This is a genomic window from Streptomyces sp. NPDC053560, assembly GCF_044544605.1.
Classification (GTDB): domain Bacteria; phylum Actinomycetota; class Actinomycetes; order Streptomycetales; family Streptomycetaceae; genus Streptomyces.
Map to the genome: position 1 here is coordinate 497,150 of NZ_JBITXI010000002.1, position 25,272 is coordinate 522,421.

At 72.8% G+C, this 25,272-nt stretch carries 24 protein-coding genes; 6 read left to right on the forward strand and 18 right to left on the reverse strand.

The genetic code is table 11. From position 1 onward, the window contains the following. Positions 1–150: 150 nt before the first annotated feature. The 5 genes from ACIGQF_RS05505 to argC are packed head-to-tail and all read right to left on the reverse strand — an operon-like array spanning position 151 to position 5,039. A complete protein-coding gene (locus tag ACIGQF_RS05505; RefSeq protein WP_361565035.1) occupies positions 151–690 on the reverse strand; it encodes an arginine repressor in 540 nt (179 codons plus the stop codon). 8 nt (positions 691–698) lie between these two features. Beyond that, positions 699–1,922: an acetylornithine transaminase gene (locus tag ACIGQF_RS05510; RefSeq protein WP_399705827.1), complete on the reverse strand. Its 1,224-nt coding sequence runs from the start codon at positions 1,920–1,922 to the stop codon at positions 699–701. Next, positions 1,919–2,866: an acetylglutamate kinase gene (argB, locus tag ACIGQF_RS05515; RefSeq protein ID WP_399705830.1), complete on the reverse strand. Its 948-nt coding sequence runs from the start codon at positions 2,864–2,866 to the stop codon at positions 1,919–1,921. Before argB ends, ACIGQF_RS05510 begins: the two co-directional genes overlap by 4 nt. Further along, a complete protein-coding gene (gene argJ, locus ACIGQF_RS05520; protein WP_399705833.1) occupies positions 2,863–4,014 on the reverse strand; it encodes a bifunctional glutamate N-acetyltransferase/amino-acid acetyltransferase ArgJ in 1,152 nt (383 codons plus the stop codon). Before argJ ends, argB begins: the two co-directional genes overlap by 4 nt. Next, a complete protein-coding gene (gene argC / locus ACIGQF_RS05525; protein ID WP_399705836.1) occupies positions 4,011–5,039 on the reverse strand; it encodes an N-acetyl-gamma-glutamyl-phosphate reductase in 1,029 nt (342 codons plus the stop codon). The genes argJ and argC overlap by 4 nt, the downstream gene beginning before the upstream one ends. Positions 5,040–5,185: 146 nt before the next feature. On the opposite strand from argC, the gene ACIGQF_RS05530 reads away from it, so the two are divergent. After that, positions 5,186–5,941: a VOC family protein gene (locus ACIGQF_RS05530; RefSeq protein WP_399705838.1), complete on the forward strand. Its 756-nt coding sequence runs from the start codon at positions 5,186–5,188 to the stop codon at positions 5,939–5,941. A 96-nt stretch (positions 5,942–6,037) separates the two neighbouring features. Here ACIGQF_RS05530 and ACIGQF_RS05535 read toward each other — a convergent pair whose 3' ends face one another. Continuing rightward, entirely contained in the window at positions 6,038–6,931 is an 894-nt protein-coding gene (locus ACIGQF_RS05535; RefSeq protein ID WP_399706377.1) for an NADP-dependent oxidoreductase, read from the reverse strand. A 78-nt stretch (positions 6,932–7,009) separates the two neighbouring features. Between ACIGQF_RS05535 and ACIGQF_RS05540 the strand changes: the two genes are divergently transcribed. Further along, positions 7,010–7,609, forward strand: a complete 600-nt coding sequence (locus tag ACIGQF_RS05540; protein ID WP_399705839.1) for a TetR/AcrR family transcriptional regulator — start codon at positions 7,010–7,012, stop codon at positions 7,607–7,609. Positions 7,610–7,716: 107 nt separating this feature from the next. After that, entirely contained in the window at positions 7,717–8,640 is a 924-nt protein-coding gene (locus ACIGQF_RS05545) for an LLM class F420-dependent oxidoreductase (protein ID WP_399705841.1), read from the forward strand. 117 nt (positions 8,641–8,757) lie between these two features. Here the strand turns inward: ACIGQF_RS05545 and ACIGQF_RS05550 are convergent, their stop codons facing one another. Beyond that, positions 8,758–9,315, reverse strand: coding sequence for a GNAT family N-acetyltransferase (locus ACIGQF_RS05550; protein ID WP_399705843.1), 558 nt, complete (start codon positions 9,313–9,315; stop codon positions 8,758–8,760). A gap of 288 nt (positions 9,316–9,603) precedes the next feature. Then, on the reverse strand, positions 9,604–10,827 hold the full coding sequence (locus ACIGQF_RS05555) for a beta-ketoacyl-[acyl-carrier-protein] synthase family protein (RefSeq protein ID WP_399705846.1): 1,224 nt from the start codon (positions 10,825–10,827) through the stop codon (positions 9,604–9,606). Positions 10,828–11,089: 262 nt separating this feature from the next. On the opposite strand from ACIGQF_RS05555, the gene ACIGQF_RS05560 reads away from it, so the two are divergent. After that, a complete protein-coding gene (locus ACIGQF_RS05560; RefSeq protein WP_399705848.1) occupies positions 11,090–12,049 on the forward strand; it encodes a D-2-hydroxyacid dehydrogenase family protein in 960 nt (319 codons plus the stop codon). Positions 12,050–12,088: 39 nt separating this feature from the next. Here the strand turns inward: ACIGQF_RS05560 and ACIGQF_RS05565 are convergent, their stop codons facing one another. The 4 genes from ACIGQF_RS05565 to ACIGQF_RS05580 form a co-directional block, all read right to left on the reverse strand. Further along, positions 12,089–12,658: a histidine phosphatase family protein gene (locus ACIGQF_RS05565; protein ID WP_399705850.1), complete on the reverse strand. Its 570-nt coding sequence runs from the start codon at positions 12,656–12,658 to the stop codon at positions 12,089–12,091. A 52-nt stretch (positions 12,659–12,710) separates the two neighbouring features. Next, on the reverse strand, positions 12,711–13,226 hold the full coding sequence (locus ACIGQF_RS05570; protein ID WP_399705853.1) for a GNAT family N-acetyltransferase: 516 nt from the start codon (positions 13,224–13,226) through the stop codon (positions 12,711–12,713). Positions 13,227–13,296: 70 nt separating this feature from the next. Then, positions 13,297–13,494: a DUF1918 domain-containing protein gene (locus tag ACIGQF_RS05575; RefSeq protein WP_399705856.1), complete on the reverse strand. Its 198-nt coding sequence runs from the start codon at positions 13,492–13,494 to the stop codon at positions 13,297–13,299. Positions 13,495–13,676: 182 nt separating this feature from the next. Continuing rightward, the gene (locus tag ACIGQF_RS05580; protein WP_399705859.1) at positions 13,677–14,963 is read right to left on the reverse strand and encodes a glycoside hydrolase family 10 protein; all 1,287 of its coding nucleotides are present in this window, start codon (positions 14,961–14,963) and stop codon (positions 13,677–13,679) included. Between the two features lie 158 nt (positions 14,964–15,121). Here ACIGQF_RS05580 and ACIGQF_RS05585 point away from each other — a divergent pair, with 158 nt between their 5' ends. Together ACIGQF_RS05585 and ACIGQF_RS05590 are read left to right on the forward strand one after the other, a co-directional pair. Continuing rightward, positions 15,122–15,979 carry a 3-hydroxybutyryl-CoA dehydrogenase gene (locus ACIGQF_RS05585; RefSeq protein WP_399705861.1) on the forward strand — a complete coding sequence of 286 codons (858 nt, stop codon included), beginning with the start codon at positions 15,122–15,124 and terminating at the stop codon, positions 15,977–15,979. Positions 15,980–16,443: 464 nt separating this feature from the next. Further along, complete coding sequence (locus ACIGQF_RS05590) at positions 16,444–16,701, forward strand: hypothetical protein (RefSeq protein WP_361564994.1); 258 nt, start codon at positions 16,444–16,446, stop codon at positions 16,699–16,701. 67 nt (positions 16,702–16,768) lie between these two features. Here the strand turns inward: ACIGQF_RS05590 and ACIGQF_RS05595 are convergent, their stop codons facing one another. From ACIGQF_RS05595 to ACIGQF_RS05620, 6 genes are all read right to left on the reverse strand, one after another. Then, a complete protein-coding gene (locus tag ACIGQF_RS05595; RefSeq protein WP_399705864.1) occupies positions 16,769–17,299 on the reverse strand; it encodes an NUDIX hydrolase in 531 nt (176 codons plus the stop codon). 50 nt (positions 17,300–17,349) lie between these two features. Continuing rightward, entirely contained in the window at positions 17,350–18,687 is a 1,338-nt protein-coding gene (locus tag ACIGQF_RS05600) for a transcriptional regulator (protein ID WP_361564989.1), read from the reverse strand. Positions 18,688–18,760: 73 nt separating this feature from the next. Continuing rightward, on the reverse strand, positions 18,761–20,062 hold the full coding sequence (locus ACIGQF_RS05605) for a PP2C family protein-serine/threonine phosphatase (protein WP_399705867.1): 1,302 nt from the start codon (positions 20,060–20,062) through the stop codon (positions 18,761–18,763). A 252-nt stretch (positions 20,063–20,314) separates the two neighbouring features. Further along, positions 20,315–22,822, reverse strand: a complete 2,508-nt coding sequence (gene pheT / locus ACIGQF_RS05610) for a phenylalanine--tRNA ligase subunit beta (protein WP_399705870.1) — start codon at positions 22,820–22,822, stop codon at positions 20,315–20,317. Further along, a complete protein-coding gene (pheS, locus tag ACIGQF_RS05615) occupies positions 22,822–23,949 on the reverse strand; it encodes a phenylalanine--tRNA ligase subunit alpha (protein ID WP_399705874.1) in 1,128 nt (375 codons plus the stop codon). Before pheS ends, pheT begins: the two co-directional genes overlap by 1 nt. Before the next feature lie 140 nt (positions 23,950–24,089). After that, positions 24,090–25,250: an ATP-binding protein gene (locus ACIGQF_RS05620; protein WP_399705876.1), complete on the reverse strand. Its 1,161-nt coding sequence runs from the start codon at positions 25,248–25,250 to the stop codon at positions 24,090–24,092. Between the last annotated feature and the right edge of the window lie 22 nt (positions 25,251–25,272).

Here is a 25,272-nt window from a genome sequence, read left to right on the forward strand (position 1 = left end):
TGACGGCCGGTTCCTCGGAGGGCTTCGGGGGCCGCCGGACACGCCGGTGTGGCGGGGGCACGAGCGCCCGCCGGTGCGCGTACGGCCCGCCCCCCCGAGGGGAGCGGGCCGTTCGTGCGCCGGGCTCGGCCGTGCGTGGGCCGGGCCGGTTCAGCCGTTCTTCTGGGCCAGTCGGAGGAGGTGGTCGGCGAGTGCCTGGCCGCCGTCCGGGTCGCGGCTGATCAGCAGCAGGGTGTCGTCACCGGCGATGGTGCCGAGGATGACGTGCAGTTCGGCCTGGTCGATGGCCGAGGCGAGGAACTGGGCCGCGCCGGGCGGGGTGCGCAGCACCACCAGGTTCGCCGACGCCTCCGCGGAGATGAGCAGCTCGCCGGAGAGGCGGCGCATCCGCTCCTCCTTGGCCGACTCGCCCAGCGGTGCCTTGGGGGTGCGGAAGCCGCCCTCGCTGGGCACCGCGTAGATCAGCTCACCGTTGGTGTTGCGGATCTTCACCGCGCCCAGCTCGTCCAGGTCGCGGGAGAGCGTCGCCTGGGTGACGCTCAGCCCGTCGTCGGACAGCAGCTTGGCCAGCTGGCTCTGCGACCTCACCGGCTCGCGGTTGAGGATGTCCACGATCCGGCGGTGCCGGGCGGTCCGGGTCTGCGGCACGGCGGGGCCGTGCAGCGAATCGTTGTCCTGCGCCTCGGTCATCGTCTCTGTCAGTCTCCGGCTCGTCGTTCCCCGTCGGCCGCCTCGACGGCCGCGTCGAGGACGCCGGGGAGTTTCTGGAGGAACGTGTCCACTTCAGCGTCGGAGACGATCAGCGGCGGCGCGAGCCGGACCACGTCCGGTGCGACGGAGTTCACCAGGAGCCCTGCGTCCTGTGCGGCCTGCTGCACCTTCGGCGCGTGCGGCCCGCTCAAGACGATACCCAGCAGCAAGCCCGCACCGCGGACCGAGCCGACGAGCGGGTGTTCCAGCGCCTCGATCCCGGCCCGCAGCCGCTCCCCGGCCTGCTTCACGTGGTCCAGCAGCCCGTCCGCCTCGATGGTGTCCAGGACGGCCAGCGCGGCGGCGCAGACGACCGGGTTGCCGCTGAAGGTGGAGCCGTGCGCGCCGGGGGTGAGCAGCTCGGCGGCCTTGCCGTACGCGAGGGTCGCGCCGATCGGCAGGCCGCCGCCCAGGCCCTTGGCGAGGGTGATGATGTCGGCGTCGACGACGCCCTGGGCCTGGGATTCCAGCCAGTGCCCGGTCCGGCCGATGCCGGTCTGGATCTCGTCCAGGACGAGCAGGGTGCCGGTGGCGGCCGTGATCTCGCGGGCGGCCCGGAGGTAGCCGTCCGGCGGCACGACGACGCCGTTCTCGCCCTGGAGGGGCTCCAGGATGACGAAGGCGGTGTCGGTGGTGACGGCGGTCTTCAGTGCCTCGGTGTCGCCGTACGGGACGTACGTGACGTCGCCGGGCAGCGGCCGGAAGGGGTCCTGCTTGGCGGGCTGGCCCGTCAGCGCGAGGGAGCCCATCGTGCGGCCGTGGAAGCCGCCGACGGTGGAGACGACGTGGGTGCGTCCGGTGAGCCGGCCGATCTTGAAGGCGGCCTCGTTGGCCTCGGCGCCGGAGTTGGAGAAGTACACCCGCCCCGGGCGGCCGCCGGCGATCCGCAGCAGCCGCTCGGCGAGGGCCACGGTGGGCTCGGCGACGAAGAAGTTCGAGACGTGGCCGAGGGTGGCGACCTGGTCGGAGACCGCGCGGACGATGGCCGGGTGCGCGTGGCCGAGTGCGTTGACCGCGATGCCGCCGAGGAAGTCCAGGTACGCGGCGCCGTCGGCGTCCCACACCTTGGTGCCCTCGCCGCGCACCAGCGGGATGCGGGGCGTGCCGAAGTTGTCCATCATGGCGCCCTGCCAGCGCCGGGTGAGGTCCGTGTTGCTCGCGCCGTCCGTCATGCCGTTGCCCCCTCGTCCGTGTCGTTCTTTGCGTCCGGCAGGACCATCGTGCCGATGCCCTCGTCGGTGAAGATCTCCAGCAGGATGGAGTGCTGGACGCGCCCGTCGATCACCCGGGCGGTGTGCACGCCGTTGCGTACCGCGTGCAGGCAGCCGCGCATCTTGGGCACCATGCCGCTGGCCAGGTCCGGGAGGAGTTTCTCCAGCTCGGTGGCGGTGAGCCGGGAGATGACCTCGTCGCTGTGGGGCCAGTCCTCGTACAGGCCCTCGACGTCGGTGAGGACCATCAGCGTCTCGGCGTTCAGCGCGGCGGCCAGCGCGGCGGCGGCGGTGTCGGCGTTGACGTTGTAGACGTGGCCGTCGTCCGCGCTGCGGGCGACGGAGGAGATCACCGGGATCCGGCCGTCGTCGAGCAGGGCCTGGACGGCGCCCGGGTCGATGGCGGAGATCTCGCCGACCCGGCCGATGTCCACCAGCTCGCCGTCGATGTCGGCGTAGTGCTTGGTGGCGGTCATCAGGTGGGCGTCCTCGCCGGTCATGCCGACGGCGAGCGGCCCGTGCTGGTTGAGCAGCCCGACCAGCTCGCGCTGGACCTGCCCGGCGAGCACCATCCGGACGACGTCCATGGCCTCGGGCGTGGTGACCCGCAGCCCGCCCTTGAACTCCGACTCGATGCCGAGCGCGTCGAGCTGCTTGCTGATCTGCGGGCCGCCGCCGTGCACGACGACGGGGCGCAGCCCGGCGTGCCGCAGGAAGACGACGTCCTGCGCGAAGGCGGCCTTCAGCTCCTCGTCGACCATGGCATTGCCGCCGAACTTGATGACGACGGTCTTGCCGTGGTGCCGGGTGAGCCAGGGCAGCGCCTCGATGAGGATGCGGGCCTTGGGCAGCGCGGTGTGCTTGCGGGTGGCCCCCGAACCTGCGGGGGTGGGCTGCTCGCTCATGAGGAGTACGCGCTGTTCTCGTGGACGTAGTCGGCGGTGAGGTCATTCGCCCAGATGACGGCGGACTCGGACCCGGCGGCGAGGTCGGCGGTGATACGGACCTCCCGGTAGCGCATGTCGACCAGGTCGCGGTCCTCCCCCACCGAGCCGTTCTTGCAGACCCAGACGTCGTTGATCGCGACGTTCAGCCGGTCCGGCTCGAAGGCGGCGGAGGTGGTGCCGATGGCGGACAGCACCCGGCCCCAGTTCGGGTCCTCACCGTGGATGGCGCACTTGAGCAGGTTGTTCCGCGCGATGGAGCGGCCCACCTCCACGGCGTCGTCCTCGCTCGCCGCGTTGATCACCTCGATGCGGATGTCCTTGCTGGCGCCCTCGGCGTCGCCGATGAGCTGCCGCGCGAGGTCGTCGCAGACCTCCCGCACCGCCTCGGCGAACTCGTCGAACGCCGGGGTGGTGCCGGAAGCGCCCGAGGCGAGCAGCAGCACGGTGTCGTTGGTCGACATGCAGCCGTCGGAGTCCACCCGGTCGAAGGTCGTACGGGTCGCGGACCGCAGCGCCTTGTCCAGGTCCGCCGCCGGTACGTCGGCGTCGGTGGTGAGCACGACGAGCATGGTGGCCAGTCCCGGCGCGAGCATGCCCGCGCCCTTGGCCATGCCGCCGACGACCCAGCCCCCGCGCTCCGCGACCGCGGTCTTGTGCACGCTGTCGGTGGTCTTGATCGCGATGGCGGCCTTCTCGCCGCCGTGCGGGCTCAGCTCACCGGCCGCCTTCTCGACACCGGGGAGCAGCTTGTCCATGGGCAGCAGCTCGCCGATCAGGCCGGTCGAGCAGACCGCGACCTCGCCGGCGTTCTGGCCGAGCACCTCGGCGACCTTCTCGGCGGTCGCGTGGGTGTCCTGGAAGCCCTTCGGCCCGGTGCACGCGTTGGCCCCGCCGGAGTTCAGCACGACGGCGCCGAGCTGCCCGGCCTTGAGGACCTGCTGGGACCAGAGGACCGGCGCCGCCTTGACGCGGTTGGCGGTGAAGACGCCGGCGGCGGCCAGTCGCGGGCCGTTGTTCACCACGAGGGCGAGGTCCGCGTTCCCGTTCTCCTTGATCCCGGCGGCGATGCCCGCCGCCGTGAATCCCTTGGCTGCCGTAACCGTCACGGCGCGACTCCGATCGTGGAAAGTCCCGTGTCCTCGGGGAGTCCGAGGGCGATGTTCATGCTCTGTACGGCGCCTCCGGCCGTACCCTTCGCGAGGTTGTCGATCGCGCAGATCACGATGATCCGGCCGGCGGCGGCGTCGTACGCGACCTGGAGGTGCGCCGCGTTCGAGCCGTACACGGCGGCCGTGGCGGGCCACTGCCCCTCGGGCAGCAGCCGCACGAAGGGCTCGTCGCCGAAGGCCTTCTCGTACGCGGCGCGCAGGTCCTCCGCGGTCAGGCCCGGCTTGGCCTTGGCCGTGCAGGTGGCGAGGATGCCGCGGGGCATCGGCGCGAGGGTCGGCGTGAAGGACACGCTGACCGGCTCGCCGGCCGCGGCGCTGAGGTTCTGGATCATCTCGGGGGTGTGCCGGTGCACGCCGCCGACGCCGTACGGGCTCATCGAGCCCATGACCTCGGAGCCGAGCAGGTGCGGCTTGGCGGCCTTGCCCGCGCCGGAGGTGCCGGACGCCGCGACGATCACGGCCTCCGGCTCGGCCAGTCCCGCCGCGTACGCCGGGAACAGCGCGAGCGAGACGGCGGTGGGGTAACACCCCGGGACGGCGATGCGCTTGGACCCCTCCAGCGCCGCGCGCGCCCCGGGAAGCTCCGGCAGGCCGTACGGCCAGGTACCGGCGTGCGGGGAACCGTAGAACTTCTCCCAGTCCGCCGCGTCCGTCAGCCGGAAGTCGGCGCCGCAGTCCACGACCAGCACGTCCGGGCCCAGCTCCTCGGCCACGGCCGCCGACTGCCCGTGCGGCAGCGCGAGAAAGACGACATCGTGCCCGGCCAGCGCCTCGGTGGTGGTCTGCTCCAGTACCCGGTCCGCCAGTGGCGGCAGGTGCGGCTGGAGCGCGCCGAGTCGCTGCCCCGCGTTGGAGTTCCCGGTCAGCGCCCCGATCTCGACCTCGGGGTGCGCCAGCAGCAGACGCAGGACTTCCCCGCCCGCATATCCGCTGGCCCCGGCCACCGCCGCTCGTACAGTCATCGAATCCTCCTCATCGATGGCATGACTATACGGACCAGTGAAGTTTTATGCAACGCGGTCATGCAAGGCGGCCGTACATCCCGGGGTTGATCACTGTTCGGCAACGACCGGACGGCGTCGGGGAGCGGGTCCATAGGATCGCCGGCATGGCATTGCGACCGGTCAACGTGAACATAAAGGCCCTTGATGACGCGGTGGTCGGCGGCTTCTGGGCGGAGGCACTCGGCTGGGGTGTGTCCAGCGAGGGACCCGGCGTGACCAACGTGGAACCGGGCGGCGACTTCGTCTGGCCGGACGCCACCGCCCTCTGCATCGACATCGTCACCGTCCCGGAACCCAAGACCCCGGCGAAGAACCGTGTGCACCTCGATCTCGCCACCACCTCAGCGGCCCACCAGGCGGAGTGGGTCGAGCGCCTCAAGGCGCTCGGTGCGACGCCCGTCGACGTGGGCCAGGGCGACGTGCCGTGGACGGTCCTCGCCGACCCCGAGGGCAACGAGTTCTGCGTACTGGAGCCGCGGGAGATCTACCGGGACACCGGGCCGGTCGCCGCGGTGGTGATCGACTGCGTGGATCCGCGCGCCATGGCCCGGTTCTGGGGCGAGGCGATGGACTGGGCCGTCCACGAGGTGACCGACGAGCGTGCGGTACTGCGCTCCGCCAAGGGCGTCGGCCCGTATCTGGAGTTCCTCCGCGCGCCCGGCGGGAAGACCGTGCCGGACCGCATGCACATCGACCTGCTGCCGTACCCCGGCGACGACAAGGCGGCCGAGGTGGCCCGGCTGCGCGCCCTCGGCGCCACCGCCCTCGACCTCGGCCAGGGCGACGTCCCGTGGACCTGCCTGACCGACCCGGAGGGCCACGAGTTCTGCGTCCTCGCCCCCGCGGCCAAGCCCGAGTGACACCCACCCCGACAGGTGAGCCCCGCGCGGCCGGCGCCGCCCCCGGATTCCGCCCGGGGCGACGCCGGCCGGCCGTCGAGCGTCGCCGGCCGGCTTTCAGATGACGATGACCCGGCGCCCACGGGTGTGACCGGCCCGGCTGTCGATGTGCGCGGCCGCCGCCTCGGCGAGTGAGTACGTCTTCTCGACCGGGATGTGGAGTTTTCCGCGCGAGATGAGGGCGGCGGCCTCGGCGAGCGCGTCCGGCACGCTCCCCGCCACGCCGGAGAACCGCACGCCGAGCCCTGGCGCTCCGAGGTCGGCGATGGAGACCACCTTGCCCGGGTCCCCGGTCAGCTCGACGAGCTCGCGGATCACGCCCGAGCCGGCCAGATCGAGGGCCGCGTCGACGGGACCGAGCTGCCGCACGCGCTCGGTCCAGCCCTCGCCGTACGTCGCGGCAAGGGCACCCAGGCTCCGCAGATAGTCCTGGTTCGCGGCCCCGGCCGTACCGATCACCGTGATGCCGCGGTCGCGGGCGATCTGCAGCACCGCCGACCCGACTCCCCCGGACGCCCCGCTGACCAGCAGCGTCTGCCCCGGCCGCACACCGACCTCGCGGATGATGCGCAGCGCGGTCTCCACCACCGAGGGATACCCGGCCGCCTCTTCGAATGTCAGACCCTCGGGCATCCGGGCCCAGGCCGACAGCACGGCGAACTCGGCGTAGGTGCTCGCCCCCTCGCCGAACACGTGGTCGCCGGCCTCGACCCCTTCGACTCCCTCGCCGATCTCGTCCACCACCCCGGCGGCGTCCAGCCCGACCCCCGAGGGCAGCTCGGTCGGATGGGCCCCCAGGACCTGGCCTTCGCGGATCCGCCAGTCGACGGGGTTCACGCCCGCCGCTCGCACGGCGATGCGTACCTGACCGGGGCCCGCGTGAGGCTCCTCGGCGGCTATCAGTTGCAGCACTTCCGGACCGCCGAACTCGGCGAAGCTCACTTTCTTCATGTTCTTCATGCGGCGACCGTAACACTAACTGTTAGCTTTTTAGAGTTGTTATTGTTTTGCATCTGGTAGCGTCAGGGCATGACCGAGCCGCCCGGACGCCGTGAGCGCAAGAAGGCCGCGACCCGCCAGAAGATCGCCGACGCCGCCCTGCGACTCTTCCAGGAACGCGGATACGACGCGGTGGGCATCCGCGAGGTGGCCGCCGAGGCCGACGTGGCCGTGACCACGCTCTTCTCCCACTTCGCCTCGAAAGAGGCCCTGGTCTTCGAGCAGGACGAGAACTTCGAGCAACGCCTCACGCAGGCGGTCACCGGCCGGGCGCCGCACGAGCCGCTCGTCCCCGCGCTGCGCCGCGAGATCCACGCCATGGTGCGCCACTGCACCGCGGACGGCGCCGGCCCGGTCCGGCGCCTGATCGACGAATCACGCGCCCTGCGGGAGTACGAGGATTCGATGCGACTGCGCCATGCGGAGTCCCTCGCCGCGGCCATCGCCGACGACCCCGGCCTGTCACCGACCACGACGGCCGGCCGGGCGATCGCCAGGTTCGTGATCGACGCCTACGCGCTGGCCCGGGAGGCGGCCGACCCGGAGGCCGCCGTGGACGAGGTCTTCCGGATGATCGAGGCGGCCTGGGAGGTCGCCGCCCCCACCGAAAACTCCACCGGCCGCGCGTAGTCCGCCACTTGACGGCCGCGGCCGCTCGCCGGCCGGGTTCACATGACCGACAGGCAACGTTCACGTACGGGCGGAATGGGCGACCGGCCGGGGGCGGTTCTCGGTACATGACAGTGGGAGTAGCACTCAACGCGACCGATACCGACAACCAGATCGACGCCTCCGTACGGCTGGCCGAGGAGGCCGCGGCCGCGGGGCTGCGGTCCGCCTGGTTCGGGCAGACCTTCGGCGCCGACTCGCCGCAGCTCGCGGCGATCGTCGGGCGTGCGGTGCCCGGCCTCCAGGTGGGCACGTCCGCGATCCCCGTCTTCGGACGCCACCCCCTGACCGTCGCAGGGCAGGCCCTCACCGCGCAGGCCGCCACGCACGGCCGCTACCACCTCGGGCTCGCGCTGGGCACCAAGTTCCTGACCGAAGGGGGCTTCGGGCTCCCCTTCGAGCGCCCCGTCGCCCGGCTGCGCGAATTCCTCACCGCGCTCCGGCAGTTGACCGAGACCGGCACCGCCGACTTCCACGGCGAGCTGCTCACCGCCGCCACTCCGATCCCCGCCCGCGTCCCCGGCGCCGACGCGGGCGTACCCCTGCTAGTCGCCGCGATGGGGCCGCAGGCGCTGCGGGCCAGCGGCGAACTGGCGGACGGGATCCTGCCGTACCTCGCCGGCCCGCGTGCCCTGGCCGAACACATCGTCCCGGCCGTCACCGCGGCGGCGGAGGCCGCCGGCCGGCCCGCGCCCCGCATCGTGGCGCTGGTGCACGGCGTGGTCACCGACGACGTGGACGCCGTGCGCGAGACGGCCACCGAACAGCTCGCCTTCTACGAGCAGATCCCTTCCTACGCCCGGGTCATCGAGCTGTCCGGCGGCAAACGGGCCGTCGACGTCGCGGTGATCGGCGACGAGCGGACGGTCGCCGAGGAGGTACGGCGCTACCGCGACGCCGGGGCGACCGAGGTCGTCTTCACCGGCACGGAGATCGCCGGGGATGCCGACCGGCTCCGCACCTGGGCCCTCCTGGGGTCACTGGCGGGCTGAGCGGCGTACGCCCCGCGGCCGCGGATCCGCGCCCGCCGGCCGCGGGGCTGTCCCGTCAGCGCCGGATCTCCGTCAGCGCCTGATACCCGTCAGCCCCGGGTCCCCGTCAGCGCCTGATCAGAGGCCGAAGGCGGCCGCGTACCGGATGACGCCGCCGGGCACGGGCCGCGCGTCCGGCGCGGCCGCGTCCAGCGGCAGGGCCATCAGCGCCTCGTCCGGCACCTCCATCGGCGCGCTGATGCCCCAGCGCGAGGCGGGCACGAAGCCGAACCGCGGGTAGTAGCCGGGGTGCCCGAGGACGACGACGAGGTGTTCGCCCCGCGCCCGTGCGGCGTCCAGCGCCGCGCGGATCACGGCCGAGCCGGCGCCCCGGCGCTGGTGCGCGGGGAGCACCGCGCAGGGAGCGAGCGCGAGCGCGGGCCGGCCGCCGACGTGGCAGCGGGTGAGCAGGGCGTGCGCGGCGACCGTGCCGTCCGGGGCCTCGGCCACCAGTGACAGACCGTCGAGCCAGGCCCCGGGGTCCGCGCGCAGCGCGTCGACGAGGTCGGCCTCCTCGGCCCCGGGGAAGGCGGCGAGGTTGACCGCGCGGACGGCGGCGACATCCCCGGGGGTCTCGGGGCGCGTGGTCCAGGCGGTGGTACCGGGGGTGTCAGGGGTCTCGGTGGTGCCGGTCATACGGGTTCCGTTCTCGGAAATAGCTGAAGACAAGGTGGAAGCCCTCGTGATCAGGGTCCCGGTACGCACGGAGGCGTGCCCGGCGGCACCGGTGGGGTGGCGCGGGTCAGGCCGGGACCCGGGAAGTGAGGATGGCCCGGGCGCCGCGCACAGCGGCGGTCTCCACGACAGTCATCGACTCACCTCCTCGTCACTCGGTACCGTCACTCGGTCTGCGGGCCGACGGTAGCACGCGCCCCGGTGCCCGGGCCGGGGATTATGTCGGGCCCGGGGCGCGTGGGCCCGCCGTCAGGGGGCCGGGGTGAAGACCAGCGACGCGTTGTGGCCGCCGAAGCCGAACGAGTTGGTCAGGGCGGCGGGTACGGCGGTGCGGCGCGCGGTGCCGGTCACGACGTCCAGCTTCACCTCCGGGTCGAGGGTGTCGACGTTGAGGGTGGCCGGGACGACGCCGTCCCGTACCGCGAGGATCGTCGCGAGCGCGCCGAGGGAGCCGGCGGCGCCGAACAGGTGGCCGGTCATCGACTTGGTGGCGGTGACGGCCGGGTGGGTGCCCACCGCTTCCGTGACCGACTGTGCCTCGGCCAGGTCGCCCTTGGGCGTGGACGTCGCGTGGGCGTGCACGAGCCCGATGTCCTGCGGCGCGAGCCCGGCCTCGGACAGCGCCCGGCGCATGGCGCGGACCTGGCCCTCGGGGTGGGCGGCCGTGATGTGGAAGGCGTCCGAGGTGACGCCGGCCCCCGCGAGGGTGGCGTGCGCGCGGGCGGCCCGGGCGGCGGCGAATCCGGCGCGTTCCAGGACGACCACGGCGGCGCCCTCGCCGATGACGAAGCCGTCGCGGTCCACGTCGAAGGGGCGGGACGCGCGCTGCGGCTCGTCGTTGCGGGTCGAGTGCGCCTTGGCCTGCGCGAATCCCGCCATCGTCAGCGCGCAGACACATGCCTCGGCGCCGCCCGCCACGACCACGTCGGCGCGGCCGAGCCGGATCAGGTCCGCGCCCATGGCGATCGCCTCGGCGCCGGACGCGCAGGCGCTGACGGGGGTGTGGGCGCCGCCGCGGGCGCCGAGTTCGATGCTGACCCAGGCGGCGGGGCCGTTCGCCATCAGCATCGGCACGGTGTGCGGCGACACCCTGCGGACTCCGGAGGCCTCCAGCACGTCGTCCTGGCCGAGCATGGTCAGCGCGCCGCCGGTGCCCGTACCGATCACGACGGCCAGCCGTTCGGGGTCGACGTCGGGCGTGCCCGCGTCGGCCCACGCCTCGCGCGCCGCGACCAGCGCGACCTGCTCGCAGCGGTCCATCCGGCGGGCCTGCACCCGGTCCAGCGTCTCGGACGGTTCGGCCGCGAGCCGGCCCGCGATCCGCCCGGGCAGCTGCGCCGCCCACTCCTCCTCGATGGGCCCGATGCCGGACCGGCCCGCCAGCATCGCGTTCCAGGTCGACACGGCGTCCCCGCCGAGCGGTGTCGTGGCCCCCAGGCCGGTGACCAGAACGTTGTCGGTGTCCACACTCATGGGCGCACCCTCTTTGTCGTAGAGATACAACAACCGGCCGCGCGATCGACGGTCCAACCGCGCGGCAGATCGCCAGGTCACTCGCCACTGTGCCAGTGAGTTGCCGAGCGTCCAGGTGCCATGATCAACGGAGTCTCGCGGTCAGCTCTTGTAAGGTTCACCCAAAACCGGGAACGAATCTGGCAGACGGTCCGGAGGGACGCGGGGGCCGGTGGGTGAGACTGGGCGGGACGCGGCCGATGAGCTACAGGAGGGGCGGAAGATGAAGCTGCGGTGTGCGGTGCTCGACGACTACCAGGGAGTCGCGCTGTCCATGGCGGACTGGAGCACGGTGGCGGACGACGTCGACGTGCGGGTGGTACGCGAGTACATCGGCGACCGGGAGCGGCTCGTCGAGACGGTCGGGGACTGCGAGATCCTCGTGGTGATGCGGGAACGGACGCCGTTCCCCGCCGAGTTGTTCGCACGGCTGCCCAAGCTGCGGCTGCTGATCACCTCCGGTATGCGCAACGCCTCGATCGACCTGGCGGCGGCCGCGCGGCACGGCGTGACCGTGTGCGGCACGGCCAGCAACACCGAGCCGCCCGTGGAGCTGACCTGGGCGCTGCTGCTGGGCCTCGCCCGCGGGGTGGTCCGGGAGAACACCGCGCTGCGGGAGGGCGGTCCGTGGCAGAGCACGGTGGGGGCCGACCTCTACGGGCGGCGGCTCGGCCTGCTGGGCCTGGGGAAGATCGGCGCGCGGGTCGCCGCGGTCGGACAGGCCTTCGGGATGGACGTGGCGGCCTGGAGCCAGAACCTCACCGCGGAGCGGGCGGAGGAAGTGGGGGCGCGACGGGCCGGCTCCCTCGAAGAGCTGCTGGAGAGCAGCGACTTCGTCTCCGTGCACCTGGTGCTCGGGGAGCGTACGCGCGGGCTGCTCGGCGAGGCCGAGCTGAAGCGGATGCGGCCGACGGCGTACCTCGTCAACACCTCACGGGCCGCGATCGTCGATCAGGACGCGCTCGCGACGGCGTTGCGCGAGGGGTGGATCGCGGGAGCCGGGACCGACGTCTTCGACCAGGAGCCGCTGCCCGCCGACCACCCGTACCGCTCGCTGCCGAACCTGCTGGCCACCCCGCACCTGGGCTATGTGACGCGGCGCAACTACGAGGGCTACTTCCGGCAGGCGGTGGAGGACATCGCAGCGTTCGTCGCGGGAGAGCCGGTGCGCCGGCTGGGCTGAGGGCCCGCAGTCCGCTCCCGCCCGTGCGAGGCGAAACGGTCAGGACGACAGCACCAGCGTCCAGGAGTAGGGGTGGCCGTGGAAGGTGGTGACGGAGAGGGGGAGGACGTCCAGGTGCCAGTAGGCGTGGGGCGGGACTCGGAGGGCGTAGATGACGGCGGCGCGGATGACGCCGGGCTCGGCCACGGCGAGGGCGCTGCCGCCGTCGCCGACCGGGCGGGTGTCCAGCCAGCCGCCGACGCGGGTGATGAACGCCAGCAGGGACTCGCCGCCGTGCGGCGCCGCACGGGGGTCGGCGAGCCAGGCGTCGACGGCCTGGGGCTCGGCCGCCGCCACATCGCGCAGCGTGCGCCCGCGCCACCGGCCCATGTCGCAGTCCCGTAGGGCGGGCTGGACCAGTGGGGTGAAGCCGAGCAGTTCGCCGGTCTCGCGGCTGCGGGCCGCGGGCGAGCAGTAGCGCAGCTCGGCGGCGGCCAGGGGGCCGAGGGCGGGCGCCGCCCGCTCGACCTCGTGCCACCCCATCGCGTCCAGCGGCCGGTCGTCGTCGAAGCGGGCTTCGAGCAACGAGGAGCTGCGCCCGGCAGCGACCAGCGTGAGACGAACAGTCATTCGGTGATGGTAAGAGCGCCGCCGCCGCTGCGTACCCCCTCAACTCACATATTTACGGGGCAAGTTCGGTATCGACCGCCGGAGTGTGATGTTCCGCCCCGGCGGCGGGCGCGGCGGTCCCGGTGACGGCGAGCGCCATCCACTTCTCGGGGTCGGTGATCCGCCGGAACCCGACGCGTTCGTACATGCCGTGCGCGTCCTGCGTGGCGAGCATGATCCGCCGCAGGCCGCAGGGCGCGAGGTGGTCGCGGACGGCGGTGGCCAGCGCGGCGCCCAGCCCCCAGCCGCGCGCGGCGCGGTCGATGTAGACGTCGCAGAGCCAGGCGAAGGTGGTGTGGTCGGTGACCACGCGGGCGTACCCGGCCTGCCGGCCCGATGTCGTCGCGTACACCCCGAAGTTGAGCGACCCGTCGATCGCCCGGTCCTGGCGCTCGCGGGTCCTGCCAAGCGCCCAGTACGCGTCCGTGGCCAGCCAGTGGTGGACCAGGGCGCGGTCCAGGCGGGCGGGGTCGGTGGAGATCTCGTAGCCGTCGGGGGCAGGCAGCTCCGGGCCGGATGTGGGGATCATGGCCGGAGCCTGGCAGACCGGCCCGGGGACGTCGAACGGATTTCGTCCGCCGCCCCCGCGCCGGCCGCTGTCAGCCGGTCGCCTGGTCCGGGTGCCGTACGACGGTGTCGGGGCCGGGCGACATGATCGTTTCGTGGCCGTCCTCGAAGCGGACGCGGTACGGCGGTTTCCCGCTCTCGCCGAGCACTTCGACCACCTCGGCGACCCGGTCCCGCTGCCCGACGATCCTGCCGTGCACCAGCAATCGGTCGCCCTTTTCAGCGTGCATCAGAGGTGACCTCCACATCCGGATGGTCGGGGTGCGCCCGGACACGCCGGCCGCAGCCGTCAGGGGCGCGCTGCCGGTACCGCTGGGGGCCGCGCCCGTACGGCCAGTCTAGGCCCGGCGGCCGCTCCGGGCGCCGGTCGCGACCGGCCATCGGCGTGCCGGACACCGGGCCCGCCGGGCCGTCAGCGCGGTGGCCGCACTCGGGAGGGATAGTGGTCGGCCACCACCCGGGCCATCGACCCGGTGGGGTCCGTGGCCACCTCCTTGGCGGAGAAGTAGACGTTGCCGCGCACCTGCCGGTAGCGGTCGTCGAAGGTGAGGTGGCGGGAGAGTTCGACCGGATCCTGCCAGGGGGCGGGCTGCGCCGGGTCGCCCGCCTTGTAGAGCGCCTCGCCGATGTAGAGATGGACCCGGGTCCCGTCCACGGTCTGTGCCCACCACGGCACGAGCTTGGCGTAGTCGGCGGCGGCGAAGCCGATGTTCCAGTAGACCTGCGGGACGATGTAGTCGATCCACCCCTGGCGGACCCACTTACGGGTGTCGGCGTAGAGATCGTCGTACGTCTGTACGCCCGCTCGGGTGTCGGAGCCCGTCGGATCGGTCGCCTTGTTGCGCCAGACGGCGAACGGGCTGACCCCGAAGCGGGCGGTGCGCCGGGTCGCCCGGACCCGCTCCCCCAGCTCCCGTACCAGCCGGTCGATGTTGTCCCGGCGCCAGCTCGCGCGGTCCGGGAAACCAGCGCCGTACCGCGCGTAGGCCGCGTCGTCGTTCAGCGTCTGGCCCGCGACCGGATAGGGGTAGAAGTAGTCGTCGAAGTGGACGCCGTCCACGGGGTAGCGGCGCACCGCGTCCATGATCGCGTCGAGGACGAAGGCGCGGACCTCCGGCAGCCCGGGGTTGTAGTAGAGCTTGCCGCCGTAGGAGAGCACCCAGTCCGGGTGCAGCCGGGCGGGGTGGGTGGCGATCAGCTTCGACGGGTCGGCGTGGTTGGCGATGCGGTACGGGTTGAACCAGGCGTGCAGCTCCAGGCCGCGCTCGTGCGCCTCCTGGAGGGCGAAGCCCAGCGGGTCCCAGCCGGGGTCGCGGCCCTGGACGCCGGTGAGGTACTGCGACCACGGCTCGTGGGGCGAGGGCCAGAACGCGTCGGCCGTGGGGCGCACCTGGAAGAGCACCGCGTTCAGCTTGGCGGCGGCCGCCTTGTCGAGGTAGGCCGTCAGCTCGGCCTGCTGCTGCGCGGCGGTCAGGCCCGGCTTGGAAGGCCAGTCGCGGTTGGCGACGGTCGCCAGCCACATCCCGCGGAACTCCGGACGGTGGCTGTTCCCGCCCCCCGGCTCCCGCCGCCGGCCCGCGGTCTCGGCGGCGCCGCCGGGGGTGCTCGCCGCGGCCCCTGGTGTCCACAGCGCCGAGGAGGCCACCCCCAGCGCTGCCACGGCAAATCCTCTTCGGGTGATTTTCCCTATTCGTCGCATGCCGCCACCCCAATCCGTCCGGTAAATGAGGCTCTCCTCGCTCAGAATGCCCGCCCCGCCCGCCCCTGCGCACCAGCGCGCGGAGTAACGTCGGGGCCGAGGCGGGCGTCGGACCCTTACGGCTCCCGCCGGTCCCGAAGATCAGCGAAAGGCACGATGTGACCGACATCGAACGCGTCGGAGTGGTCGGCTGCGGCCAAATGGGCGCCGGCATCGCGGAGGTATGTGCCCGGTCCGGCCTGGAGGTCATGGTCGCCGAGACCACCGGCGAGGCCCTTGAGATCGGCCGCACCCGCCTGACCAACTCCCTCGGCAAGGCCGCCGAACGCGGCAAGATCAGCGCTGCCGAGCGCGACGCGACCCTCGACCGCCTCAGCTTCACGACCGACCTGGGCGAGTTCGCCGACCGTGACCTGGTCATCGAGGCCGTCGTGGAGAACGAGCAGGTCAAGACCGAGATCTTCCAGGTGCTCGACCAGGTGGTGACGCGTCCGGACGCGATTCTCGCCTCGAACACCTCCTCCATCCCGCTGGTGAAGCTGGCCGTCGCGACCAACCGCCCCGAGCAGGTCATCGGCATCCACTTCTTCAACCCGGCCCCGGTGCAGAAGCTGGTCGAGCTCATCCCGGCGCTCACCACCGGCGAGGAGACGATCAAGCGCGCCGAGGCGCTGGTAGAGAACCACCTGGGCAAGCACGCCATCCGCGCCCAGGACCGCTCCGGCTTCGTCGTGAACGCGCTCCTGATCCCGTACCTGCTCTCCGCGATCCGGATGTTCGAGTCGGGCATCGCCAGCCGCGAGGACATCGACAACGGCATGGAGCTGGGCTGCGCCCACCCGATGGGCCCGCTGAAGCTGTCCGACCTGATCGGCCTCGACACCGTCGCCTCGGTCGCCGACTCGATGTACGAGGAGTTCAAGGAGCCGCTGTACGCCGCTCCCCCGCTGCTCCAGCGGATGGTCGACGCGGGCCGCCTGGGCCGCAAGACCGGCTCGGGCTTCTACCCGTACTGAGCATCCGGCCGGCACCCGCGTACCGGCTTCCCGCGCGCGCATCGGCCCGTGCCGCTCCTTCTCTCACGGAGCGGCACGGGCCGTCGTCGTTCCACGGGGGCGCCGGACGGCATCCGTAGGCGTGGGCCGTCCGGCCGTCCGCCGCCGCTCGGGGGAAAGACGGCGCCGGACACCGCCGGCGGGGCGCCCGGCCCGCCGGCTGCTGCCCCCGTGGCATCTCCGAGTCAACTCCACCGCCACCGTGCGCGGCACCGTGTGAAACGGCCCGCTTCGAGTGCGCGGTTCACACCCCGTGTGCGGCCCGCGCACCCCCGGCGGGGACGCCTGGGGCACCGGATTCACACGGGGTGTGCGACGTTGACACGCATATTCCTCCCGCACACTCTCCCGCCCCTCCCCGCAAAGGAGTTCACTGTCAGTAGCAAGGAAAACACCGAGTAACCGAGAGGAATGAGGAGCGGACCGTGACCGCCCACCCAGATACCGACCCAGTGACCAGCGACGTGGCCGAGCTCAGACGCTGCTGTGACGTGCGCACGGCTCGCGTCGACGGCCAGCTCGCGCTGCTCGCCCAGCGCACCGAGCAGTACGAGCGCGAGGCGGACGAGTTGCACAGCAGGCTCACCCGCATCGAACACGGACGGTGGCCGCTGCCGTCCGTCGCCGCGCTCACCGGGATCGCGGCCCTGGCGGTCGCCGTGTGGCAGGTTCTGGCGCCCTGACCGTCGGCCGGGCCGGCCGCGCCAGTGGCGGCCGGCCCGGCCGGGGCGCTCAGCCCAGGCGGGGCGCTCAGCCCAGGCGGAGGTGGTGCAGCATCAGCAGCGCCGCCGCCATGTTGGCGGCCGGCACCTCACCCCGCGCCACCATGTCCGGCACCAGCTTGAGCGGGATCCACTCGCGCCGGTCGGACTCGAAGTCGTCCTCGGGGTGGCCGATGTACTCCGCCTCCTCGGACCAGTAGATGTGGTGCCGGGCGTCCGTGAGGCCGTTGGACGGCTCCACGGTCATCAGGTGCTGGAGAGGGCCGGGCCGCCAGCCCGTCTCCTCCTCCATCTCACGGGCGGCCGCGACGGCCACGTCCTCGCCGTCCTCGACCACCCCCGCGGCCAGCTCCCAGCCCCAGGCGTCGGTGATGAAACGGTGCCGCCACAGCAGCAGCACCTCGTTGGCCTCGTTGACCACCGTGGCCACCGCCACCGCCCGCATGCGGATCAGGTAGTGGTCCAGATGCCGCCCGTCCGGGAGTTCCACATCGGCGAGATTGACCCGGAACCAGCGGTTCTCGTACACGGTCTGCTCCTTGAGGTTCTTCCATCGCACGTGTCTGCCACCTTCCGCCGTAGAGATGGCACGTGGACACGAGCCATCCGTCAGAGCGGAACGCGCAACGCCTCATCGATCAAGTCGGCCGCGGCGTCGGTGGCGCTGCTTCCGGTTTCGGCAAGGAGTTCGCGAACCGCCCGCAGGCGGTCCCGTAACCGCTGCGACTCCATGCCCCGTGCCTGTTCGGCCATCTGCGTCGCACTGGCCACGGCACGCTCCGTCTCCCCCTGTCTCAACTCGATGTGCGCGAGCATGGCCAGTCGATGCACCCGTCCGCGGTCGTGCGCGGGGGTGTCGACGGCGGCGGTCGCCTGCTCCCGTGCGGCCCGGAGGTCCCCCAGGCTGAGCAGCGCCTCCGCCACCTGTACGTTGACCAGGCCCGGCTGGACGTACCCCGTCTCGTCCGGTTCCTGGCCCGGACGGATCCGCTCCGCCGCGGCCTCGGCCCGGCGGATGCAGGACAGCGCACCGGCCCCGTCGCCCAGCCGTGCGTACGCCTTCGCCTGCATCGCGTACAGGTCGGCGGCCAGCGCCGGGGTGATGTGCGGCCCCGCCGCGCGCAGCGCCGCCTCGGCGAAGGCGACCGCCTGACGGTACTCCCGCGTGAACAGGGACTGATTCGTCAGCAGAGCGATGATGTACGCGCCGAGCCCCCGGTCGCCGCTCGCCTTGGCCAGCCGGAGCGCCTGGTGGAAGTAGCGCTGCGCGAGCCCGAAGGCGTCCGAGTCGTACGCGCAGATGCCGGCCACGGCCACCAGGCCGCCGGTGGCGCGGTGCAGCTGACGCCCCGTGGCGTCGGTGTAGCTGCCCCGCAGCAACGGCGCCGCCTCGGTGTTGAGGAAGCCGACGATGCGCGCCCTGGTCGCCACCCCGCCGGCCTTGCGGTACATCTGCTCGTAGTGCGTACGCGCCGACCGCAGCATCTCGATGTCGGCCATGGACACCCGGGTGAGGCCGCTGCGCGAGACGTCGGAGTCCTCCGGCGGGTTCTCCCACTCCCAGACGGGCATGACCGCGGAGGTACCGGTGAGCGCGGGCGCGGCCAGGACGTGCGGACGCTGCTGCTCGTCGGAGCGCCACAGCGCGGTGGCCCGCTCGACGAAACCGGAGAGCGGGGTGTCGGCGGCCCGGCGGGTACCGGGCCGGCTCAGCCCGATGTCGTCCAGACTGACCGGGCGGTGCAGCCGTTCACTGAGGATCTCGCAGATCAGGTCGGGTACTTGGCCGCGCGGCCGCTGCCCTTTCAGCCAGCGGGCCACCGCGGTGTGTTCGTACCGCAGGGACAGGCCGCGCCGGCGGCCCAGCTGGTTGATGTGCACGGCCAGACCGGCATGCGAGATGCCCGCCTCGTCCAGGATCGCGTCGAGCAGGGTATTGGGCTCCATGGCCCCCTCCCGGTCCGCGCCGTCGTCAGCGGCGGGCGCGCTTCGCCTCGTCTCCAGCGTAAGCAGGGAAAGTTCACACGGGGTGTGAACCGTGGTGACCCCGTGGGACGTCCGGCGTGTGCGGCGTCCCTTGAGCCGGTACGCGCGGGCCCCCGGCCGCGGCGCGGGGGCGGCCGGGGGCGAGGGCCAGCAGGGCGACGTCGTCGGTGAGCCGGCCCCCCGCGTGCCGCACGATCCGGTCGCGTACGGCGGTGACGAGGGCGCCGGGGAGGGGCGGTTCGGGCGCCGCCTCGGCCAGGCACGCCCGCAGCTGCATGCCGAGCGGGAAGAAGGCGCCGTCCGCGTCACGGGCGTCCTCCGCGCCATCCGTGTACAGCAACAGCCCCTCGCCGCGGTCCAGTCGGCCGGACAGCGGCCGCAGCCGGTCCGGCAGCGGGAACAGGCCCAGCGGCGGCAGCGGCCCGTCCTCGGCGGCCGGCTCGGCTGCGCCGCCGCTGAACCGATACGGCCACGGGTGACCGCAGTTCAGCGCGGTGAACTCGCCGCTGGGCGCGAGCTGGAGCAGCAGGACCGTGACGAACTCCTCCGCCGCCGGGCTGTCCGTCACCACGCCGCCGCACGCCGGGTGTTCGGCACGGGCCCGCTCCGCGAGATGCCGGGCCAGGGTGCGGTCCAGCCGCCGCAGCACGCCCGGCAGCCCCGGCTCGTCGTGCACGGCTTCGCGGAAGCAGCCGAGCATGACCGCGACCGTGCCGATCGCCCCCAGCCCGTGGCCGCGTACGTCGCCGATGACCACCCGCAGGCCGTACCGGGTCGGCACCGCGTCGTACAGGTCTCCGCCGATCAACGCGCCCTCGCCCGCCGAGAGATGACCGGCGGCGACCCGGATGCCGCCGAGACGTTCCGGCAGCGGGCGCAGCACGAGCCGCTGCGCCGCCTCCGCGATATCGCGGGTGCGGTCCAGTTCGCGGAGCAGCCGTGCGCGGCGGCCCGCCGTCAGATAGCCGGCCACGACCACGGCGAGGACGGCTGCGCAGGTCCAGAGCCGGGTGGCGGGCGGGGCGATGCCGCTCCCCGGCCCGAACGGCACCAGCGCGAGCAGGGCGCACAGCCCGCCGAGCACCACGCACTCCCGGCGGCCCGTGCCGGCGCAGGCGATGGCCGGGGCCGCGGCGAGGAGCTGGAGCGGCTGATCATGCCCGCATCCGGCCAGCTCCCAGGCGAGGACGCCGGCCACCCAGAGGCCGGGGAGCACGAGGACGAAGAGCCGGCGGGCGAAGCCGGAATACGTCTCCCCCTCGACCGGCGGCAGCGGGCGCCACGCCTGGACCCGGCGGCGGACCCGGCCGCACTGCCGCGCCCAGGTGCGGATCATCCGGATCCCCCTCCGCCGTACTCTCGCGTGCTCGGGTGGCTGCACCCTTGCCTGTCCGGTGCCGCGGCGTACGCGCTCTTACGGCGTGATCGATTCTGGCCACACACGGTGTCGGCCCCGCCACCCAAAGCTCACCTCTCACCCGAACGAGTGATGAGTCGGATTGACGCCACCCGATTGGGCCGGCGCACGAAAAAAGCGGGTGGCGGCACCGGCCGGAACCGGAACCGCCACCCGCTCGGGTGGGCTTTCTCAGCCGCGCAGGCTCGCGCCCGTCCGCTCGACGGCCGCCGCCACCGCGGCGTCACGCGCCGCGGACGCCTCGTCGGCGGTCAGCGTGCGGTCCGCCGCGCGGAAGCGCAGCGCGTACGCCAGCGACTTCTTGCCCTCGCCGATCTGCTCGCCGGTGAAGACGTCGAACAGCCGCAGGTCCTCCAGCAGGTCCCCGGCGCCGGACCGCAGCGCGGCCTCGACATCGGCGGCCGGGACCGAGGAGTCGACGATCAGCGCGACGTCCTGGGTGGCGACCGGGAAGGTGGAGATCCGCGGCGCCTGGAGCGGGCCGGCACCGGCCCGCTCCAGGCGGTCCAGGTCGATCTCCATCGCGCAGGTGCGCTCCGGCAGCCCCAGCGCCTTGATGACGCGCGGGTGCAGCTCACCGGCGTTGCCGACGAGCACCTCCTCGCCGTCCACGGCGACGAGCAGCGCGGCGCAGCGGCCCGGGTGCCACGGCGCGTGCTGGTCCTGGCGGACGATCAGCTCCACGCCCGCCTCACGGGCCACAAGACGGCCCGCCTCGACGGCGTCCGCCCAGGTCGCCGGGCGGCCCTTGCCCCACCAGCCGGCCTGTTCGCGGGCGCCCGCGAGGACCACGGCGACGCGGCGCGGCTGCTCGGGCAGCGCACCGTTCAGCGCGGCGATCTCCGCGTCCGTCGGACGGCGGTCGACGGGCAGCCGGGCGGCCGGCTTCTCGTCGCCGGTCGGCCGGAAGACCAGGCCGGTCTCGAAGAGCGCCAGGTCGTGCGTGCCCCGGCCGTCGTTGCGCCGCAGCGCGGACAGCAGGCCCGGGATCAGCGTCGTACGGAGCGAGGGCTCCTCGTCCGAGAGCGGGTTGACCAGCTTGACCGTGCGGCGGCGCGGGTCGTCCGCCTCGATGCCGAGCTGGTCCAGCACGGCCTCCCCGAGGAACGGATAGTTCAGCGCCTCGACGTAACCGGCACCGGCCAGCGCGCGGCCGACCCGGCGGTGCAGCCGCTGCCGCTCGGTCAGACCGGTGCCCGCCGGCGGCGTCGGCAGCGTGGAGGGCAGGTTCTCGTAGCCCTCCAGCCGGATGACCTCCTCGGCGAGGTCGTTCGGGTCGGTCAGGTCCGGGCGCCAGGACGGCACCGTGACGACCAGCTCATCCTGGCCGTACACATCGCAGCCGACCTGCTGCAGGCGGCGCACGACGGTCTCGCGGCCGTACGCCACGCCCGCGACCTTGTCCGGGTGGTCCGCCGGGATGGTGATCGAGCGGGGCGCGCTGGGCGACACGATCTCCGTCACGCCGGCCTCGGCGGTGCCGCCCGCGAGCAGCACGAGCAGGTCGACGGTCCGCTGGGCAGCGGCGGACGCGGCCTCGGGGTCGACGCCGCGCTCGAAGCGCTTGGACGCCTCGGAGGACAGCTTGTGGCGGCGGGCCGTGCGCGCGATCGTCAGCGCGTTGAAGTGCGCGGCCTCGATGACGACCTCGGTGGTGCCCTGGCCCTCCGCGTGGTCGGCGATCTCGGTGTTCGCGCCGCCCATGACGCCCGCCAGGCCGATCGGCCCGCGGTCGTCGGTGATGACCAGGTCCTCGGCGTCCAGGACGCGCTTGGTGCCGTCGAGGGTGGTGATCTTCTCGCCGGGCTCGGCGCGGCGCACCCCGATCGTGCCCTCGACGAGGGAACGGTCGTAGGCGTGCAGCGGCTGGCCCAGCTCCAGCATCACGTAGTTGGTGACGTCGACGGCCAGCGAGATCGGGCGCATGCCGGCCTTCTGCAGGCGGCGCTTGAGCCAGATCGGCGAGCGCGCCTCCGGCTGGAGACCGACGACCGTACGGGCCGTGAAGCGGTCGCAGCCGATCGGGTCGGTGACCTTGACCGGGTAGCCGTAGGAGTTCGGCGGCGGCACGTCCAGCAGCGCCGGGTCGCGCAGCGGCAGGCCGTACGCGGTGGCCGTCTCGCGGGCGACGCCGCGCATCGACAGGCAGTAGCCGCGGTCCGGGGTGACGGCGATGTCCAGGACCTCGTCGACCAGCTGCAGCAGCTCGATCGCGTCGGTGCCGACCTCGTACTCGGGCGGCAGCACGATGATGCCGCCCGAACCGTCGTCGCCCATGCCCAGCTCGTCGCCGGAGCAGATCATGCCGTGCGACTTCTTGCCGTACGTCTTGCGCGCGGAGATCTTGAAGTCGCCGGGGAGGGTGGCGCCCGGGAGGACCACGACGACCTTGTCACCGACGGCGAAGTTGCGCGCGCCGCAGACGATCTCCTGCGGCTCGCCGGTGCCGTTGGCCTGGCCGACGTCGACCGTGCAGAAGCGGATCGGCTTCTTGAAGCCCTCCAGCTCCTCGATCGTGAGGACCTGGCCGACGACCAGCGGGCCCTTGAGCCCGGCGCCGAGCTGCTCGACGGTCTCCACCTCCAGACCGGAGGCAATCAGCTTGGCCTGCACGTCACGGCCGGACTCACCGGCCGGCAGGTCGACGTACTCCCGCAGCCAAGAAAGCGGGACCCGCATCAGATCTCCATCCCGAAAGGCCGGGTGAAGCGCACGTCACCCTCGACCATGTCTCGCATGTCCTCGACGTTGTGGCGGAACATCAGCATCCGCTCGATGCCGAACCCGAAGGCGAATCCGCTGTACTTCTCCGCGTCCACACCGCAGGCGGTCAGCACCCGCGGGTTGACCATGCCGCAGCCGCCCAGCTCGATCCAGCCCTCGCTGGAGCAGGTGCGGCAGGGGGCGTCCGGATTGCCCACGGACGCGCCACGGCACACGTAGCACACCATGTCCATCTCGGCGGACGGCTCGGTGAACGGGAAGTAGTTCGGACGCAGCCGGGTCTCCATGCCCTCGCCGAACAGCGCCTGCACCATGTGGTCCAGCGTGCCCTTGAGGTCCGCCATGGTCAGGCCCTCGTCGACCGCGAGCAGCTCGACCTGGGTGAAGACGGGGGTGTGCGTGGCGTCCAGCTCGTCGGTGCGGTAGACGCGGCCCGGGCAGATCACGTACAGCGGCGGCTCACGGTCCAGCATCGAGCGGATCTGCACCGGCGAGGTGTGCGTGCGCAGCACCACACCGGTCTGCTTCTCGTCGCCGTCGGCGGCCGACTCGACGAAGAAGGTGTCCTGCATCGTGCGGGCCGGGTGGTCCGGGGCGATGTTCAGCGCGTCGAAGTTCAGCCACTCCGACTCCACCTCGGGGCCCTCGGCGACGGAGTAGCCCATCGCCACGAAGACGTCCTCGATGCGCTCCGAGAGCGTGGTGAGGGGGTGCCGGGCGCCGGCCTGCACGCGGTCGTACGGCAGCGTGACGTCCACCGCCTCCTCGACCAGCACGCGGCTGTCCCGCTCGGCCTCCAGCTCCTCCTGGCGGGCCTTGAGGGCCTGGTTCACCCGGCCGCGGGCCTGGCCGACGCGCTTGCCGGCGTCCGCCTTGGCGTGCGGGGGCAGGGCGCCGATCTCCCGGTTGGCGAGCGCGAGCGGCGAGGTCCCGCCGGTGTGCGCGGTCTTCGCCTGGGCGAGCTCGTCGAGGTCCTTCGCGGCGGCGAACGCGGCGAGCGCCTCGCTCTGCACCCGCTCGATCTCTTCCGGTTTCAGGGCCTCGACCTCAACAGGGTCGTACGACTTGTTCGGTGCCGACATCTCTTCCCGTGCTTCCGATGGTCTTGGCGCGCGGCTTGCCCCCGACGCTTGAGTGCCAAAGGTGCCAAAGGTCAAGTCTAAGGGGCACCGCGGCCACGCCTCACCGGCGCCCCAGTCGGAACAGCGCCCGTCGGACCCGGTCAGGCCATGAAGGCCGGGGTGCCGACGGGCAGGCTAAATCGGAACTGCGCGCCGCCGGCCGGGGCCCGGCCGACCGTGATCGTGCCGCCGTGCGCCTCGACGATGCCCTTGACGATGTACAGCCCGAGGCCCGTGCCGCCGCGTTTGCTGCCCCGCCAGAAGCGGGTGAAGACGCGGTTCATCGAATCCTCCGGGATGCCGGGGCCCTCGTCGCTCACCGTGACGGTCGTCCCGGTGCACGTCTGCTCGGGCGGAGCGGACGACGAGGGCGCTACCTCGATTGTGACCGTCCCCTCGCCGTGGCGCACCGCGTTTTCCAGCAGGTTGCCCAGCACCTGGTCGACCTTGTCCGGATCGGCCCACAGCTCCGGCAGCGGCTCCAGCATCCGGATCAGGAAGCGGTCCGGGCGCTGCCCCGCCGTCGTCTGCGCCTGGACGTGGCGCCGTACCGCGGCGATCATGTCGACCCGCTGCCGCCGGACCTCCAGGCGCCCGGAGTCGATGCGCGAGATGTCCAGCAGCTCGGCGATCAACCGGGTGACGCGGTTGGCGTCGGCGTCGACGGTCTCCAGCATCAGCCGCTTCTGGTCGTCGGTGAACCGCTCCCACTTCTGCAGCAGCGTCGCCGTGAAGCCCTTCACGGACGTCAGCGGCGACCGCAGCTCATGGGCGACGGTCGCGATCAGCTCGGCGTGGCTCAGCTCCGTACGGCGGCGCGCCTCGGTGCCGCGCAGCGTGACGACCAGGCGGCGGACCGGCCCCGTCGGCCGGGTGCGGACGTACCGCGCGGAGACCAGCAGCTCCCGGCCGCCGAGCAGCAGATTGCGCTCCGGCTGGCCGGTGCGGATGGCCAGCCCGCCGTACGGGTCGGTCAGCTGCCACCAGCGGCGGCCCTCCATGTCCTGCAGCGGGAGGGCGCGCTCCAGCGGCTCGCCGAGCGCGTCGGCGGGATCCACGGCCGTCAGCCGCGCGGCGGCGGCGTTGAAGCACACCACCCGGCCCGCCTCGTCGGCCACCACGAGGCCGTCGGGGAGCTCGTCCGGATCCAGTCCGCCGACCGAGGCGGCCGGGTCGTACGGGAGCGGAGGGTTCTCGCCGGGATCACCCGAGAGACAGATGTCCACGACGGATGCGCGTGTGCCGGAAGTCCTCACATTCATCCCGCTGCCCCCTCCCGGGATC

Excerpts from the sequence above, each read along its gene's own strand:
- ACIGQF_RS05580 (WP_399705859.1), bottom strand. The coding sequence starts at position 14,963 with ATGCGACGAATAGGGAAAATCACCCGAAGAGGATTTGCCGTGGCAGCG.
- argC (WP_399705836.1), bottom strand. The coding sequence starts at position 5,039 with ATGACTGTACGAGCGGCGGTGGCCGGGGCCAGCGGATATGCGGGCGGG.
- ACIGQF_RS05600 (WP_361564989.1), bottom strand. The coding sequence starts at position 18,687 with ATGGAGCCCAATACCCTGCTCGACGCGATCCTGGACGAGGCGGGCATC.
- ACIGQF_RS05545 (WP_399705841.1), top strand. The coding sequence starts at position 7,717 with ATGACAGTGGGAGTAGCACTCAACGCGACCGATACCGACAACCAGATC.
- ACIGQF_RS05530 (WP_399705838.1), top strand. The coding sequence starts at position 5,186 with ATGGCATTGCGACCGGTCAACGTGAACATAAAGGCCCTTGATGACGCG.
- ACIGQF_RS05510 (WP_399705827.1), bottom strand. The coding sequence starts at position 1,922 with ATGACGGACGGCGCGAGCAACACGGACCTCACCCGGCGCTGGCAGGGC.
- ACIGQF_RS05540 (WP_399705839.1), top strand. The coding sequence starts at position 7,010 with ATGACCGAGCCGCCCGGACGCCGTGAGCGCAAGAAGGCCGCGACCCGC.
- ACIGQF_RS05560 (WP_399705848.1), top strand. The coding sequence starts at position 11,090 with ATGAAGCTGCGGTGTGCGGTGCTCGACGACTACCAGGGAGTCGCGCTG.
- ACIGQF_RS05555 (WP_399705846.1), bottom strand. The coding sequence starts at position 10,827 with ATGAGTGTGGACACCGACAACGTTCTGGTCACCGGCCTGGGGGCCACG.
- ACIGQF_RS05505 (WP_361565035.1), bottom strand. The coding sequence starts at position 690 with ATGACCGAGGCGCAGGACAACGATTCGCTGCACGGCCCCGCCGTGCCG.
- pheT (WP_399705870.1), bottom strand. The coding sequence starts at position 22,822 with ATGCGGGTCCCGCTTTCTTGGCTGCGGGAGTACGTCGACCTGCCGGCC.
- ACIGQF_RS05575 (WP_399705856.1), bottom strand. The coding sequence starts at position 13,494 with ATGCACGCTGAAAAGGGCGACCGATTGCTGGTGCACGGCAGGATCGTC.
- ACIGQF_RS05535 (WP_399706377.1), bottom strand. The coding sequence starts at position 6,931 with ATGAAGAAAGTGAGCTTCGCCGAGTTCGGCGGTCCGGAAGTGCTGCAA.
- ACIGQF_RS05565 (WP_399705850.1), bottom strand. The coding sequence starts at position 12,658 with ATGACTGTTCGTCTCACGCTGGTCGCTGCCGGGCGCAGCTCCTCGTTG.
- argB (WP_399705830.1), bottom strand. The coding sequence starts at position 2,866 with ATGAGCGAGCAGCCCACCCCCGCAGGTTCGGGGGCCACCCGCAAGCAC.
- ACIGQF_RS05605 (WP_399705867.1), bottom strand. The coding sequence starts at position 20,062 with ATGATCCGCACCTGGGCGCGGCAGTGCGGCCGGGTCCGCCGCCGGGTC.
- ACIGQF_RS05550 (WP_399705843.1), bottom strand. The coding sequence starts at position 9,315 with ATGACCGGCACCACCGAGACCCCTGACACCCCCGGTACCACCGCCTGG.
- ACIGQF_RS05570 (WP_399705853.1), bottom strand. The coding sequence starts at position 13,226 with ATGATCCCCACATCCGGCCCGGAGCTGCCTGCCCCCGACGGCTACGAG.
- pheS (WP_399705874.1), bottom strand. The coding sequence starts at position 23,949 with ATGTCGGCACCGAACAAGTCGTACGACCCTGTTGAGGTCGAGGCCCTG.
- ACIGQF_RS05620 (WP_399705876.1), bottom strand. The coding sequence starts at position 25,250 with ATGAATGTGAGGACTTCCGGCACACGCGCATCCGTCGTGGACATCTGT.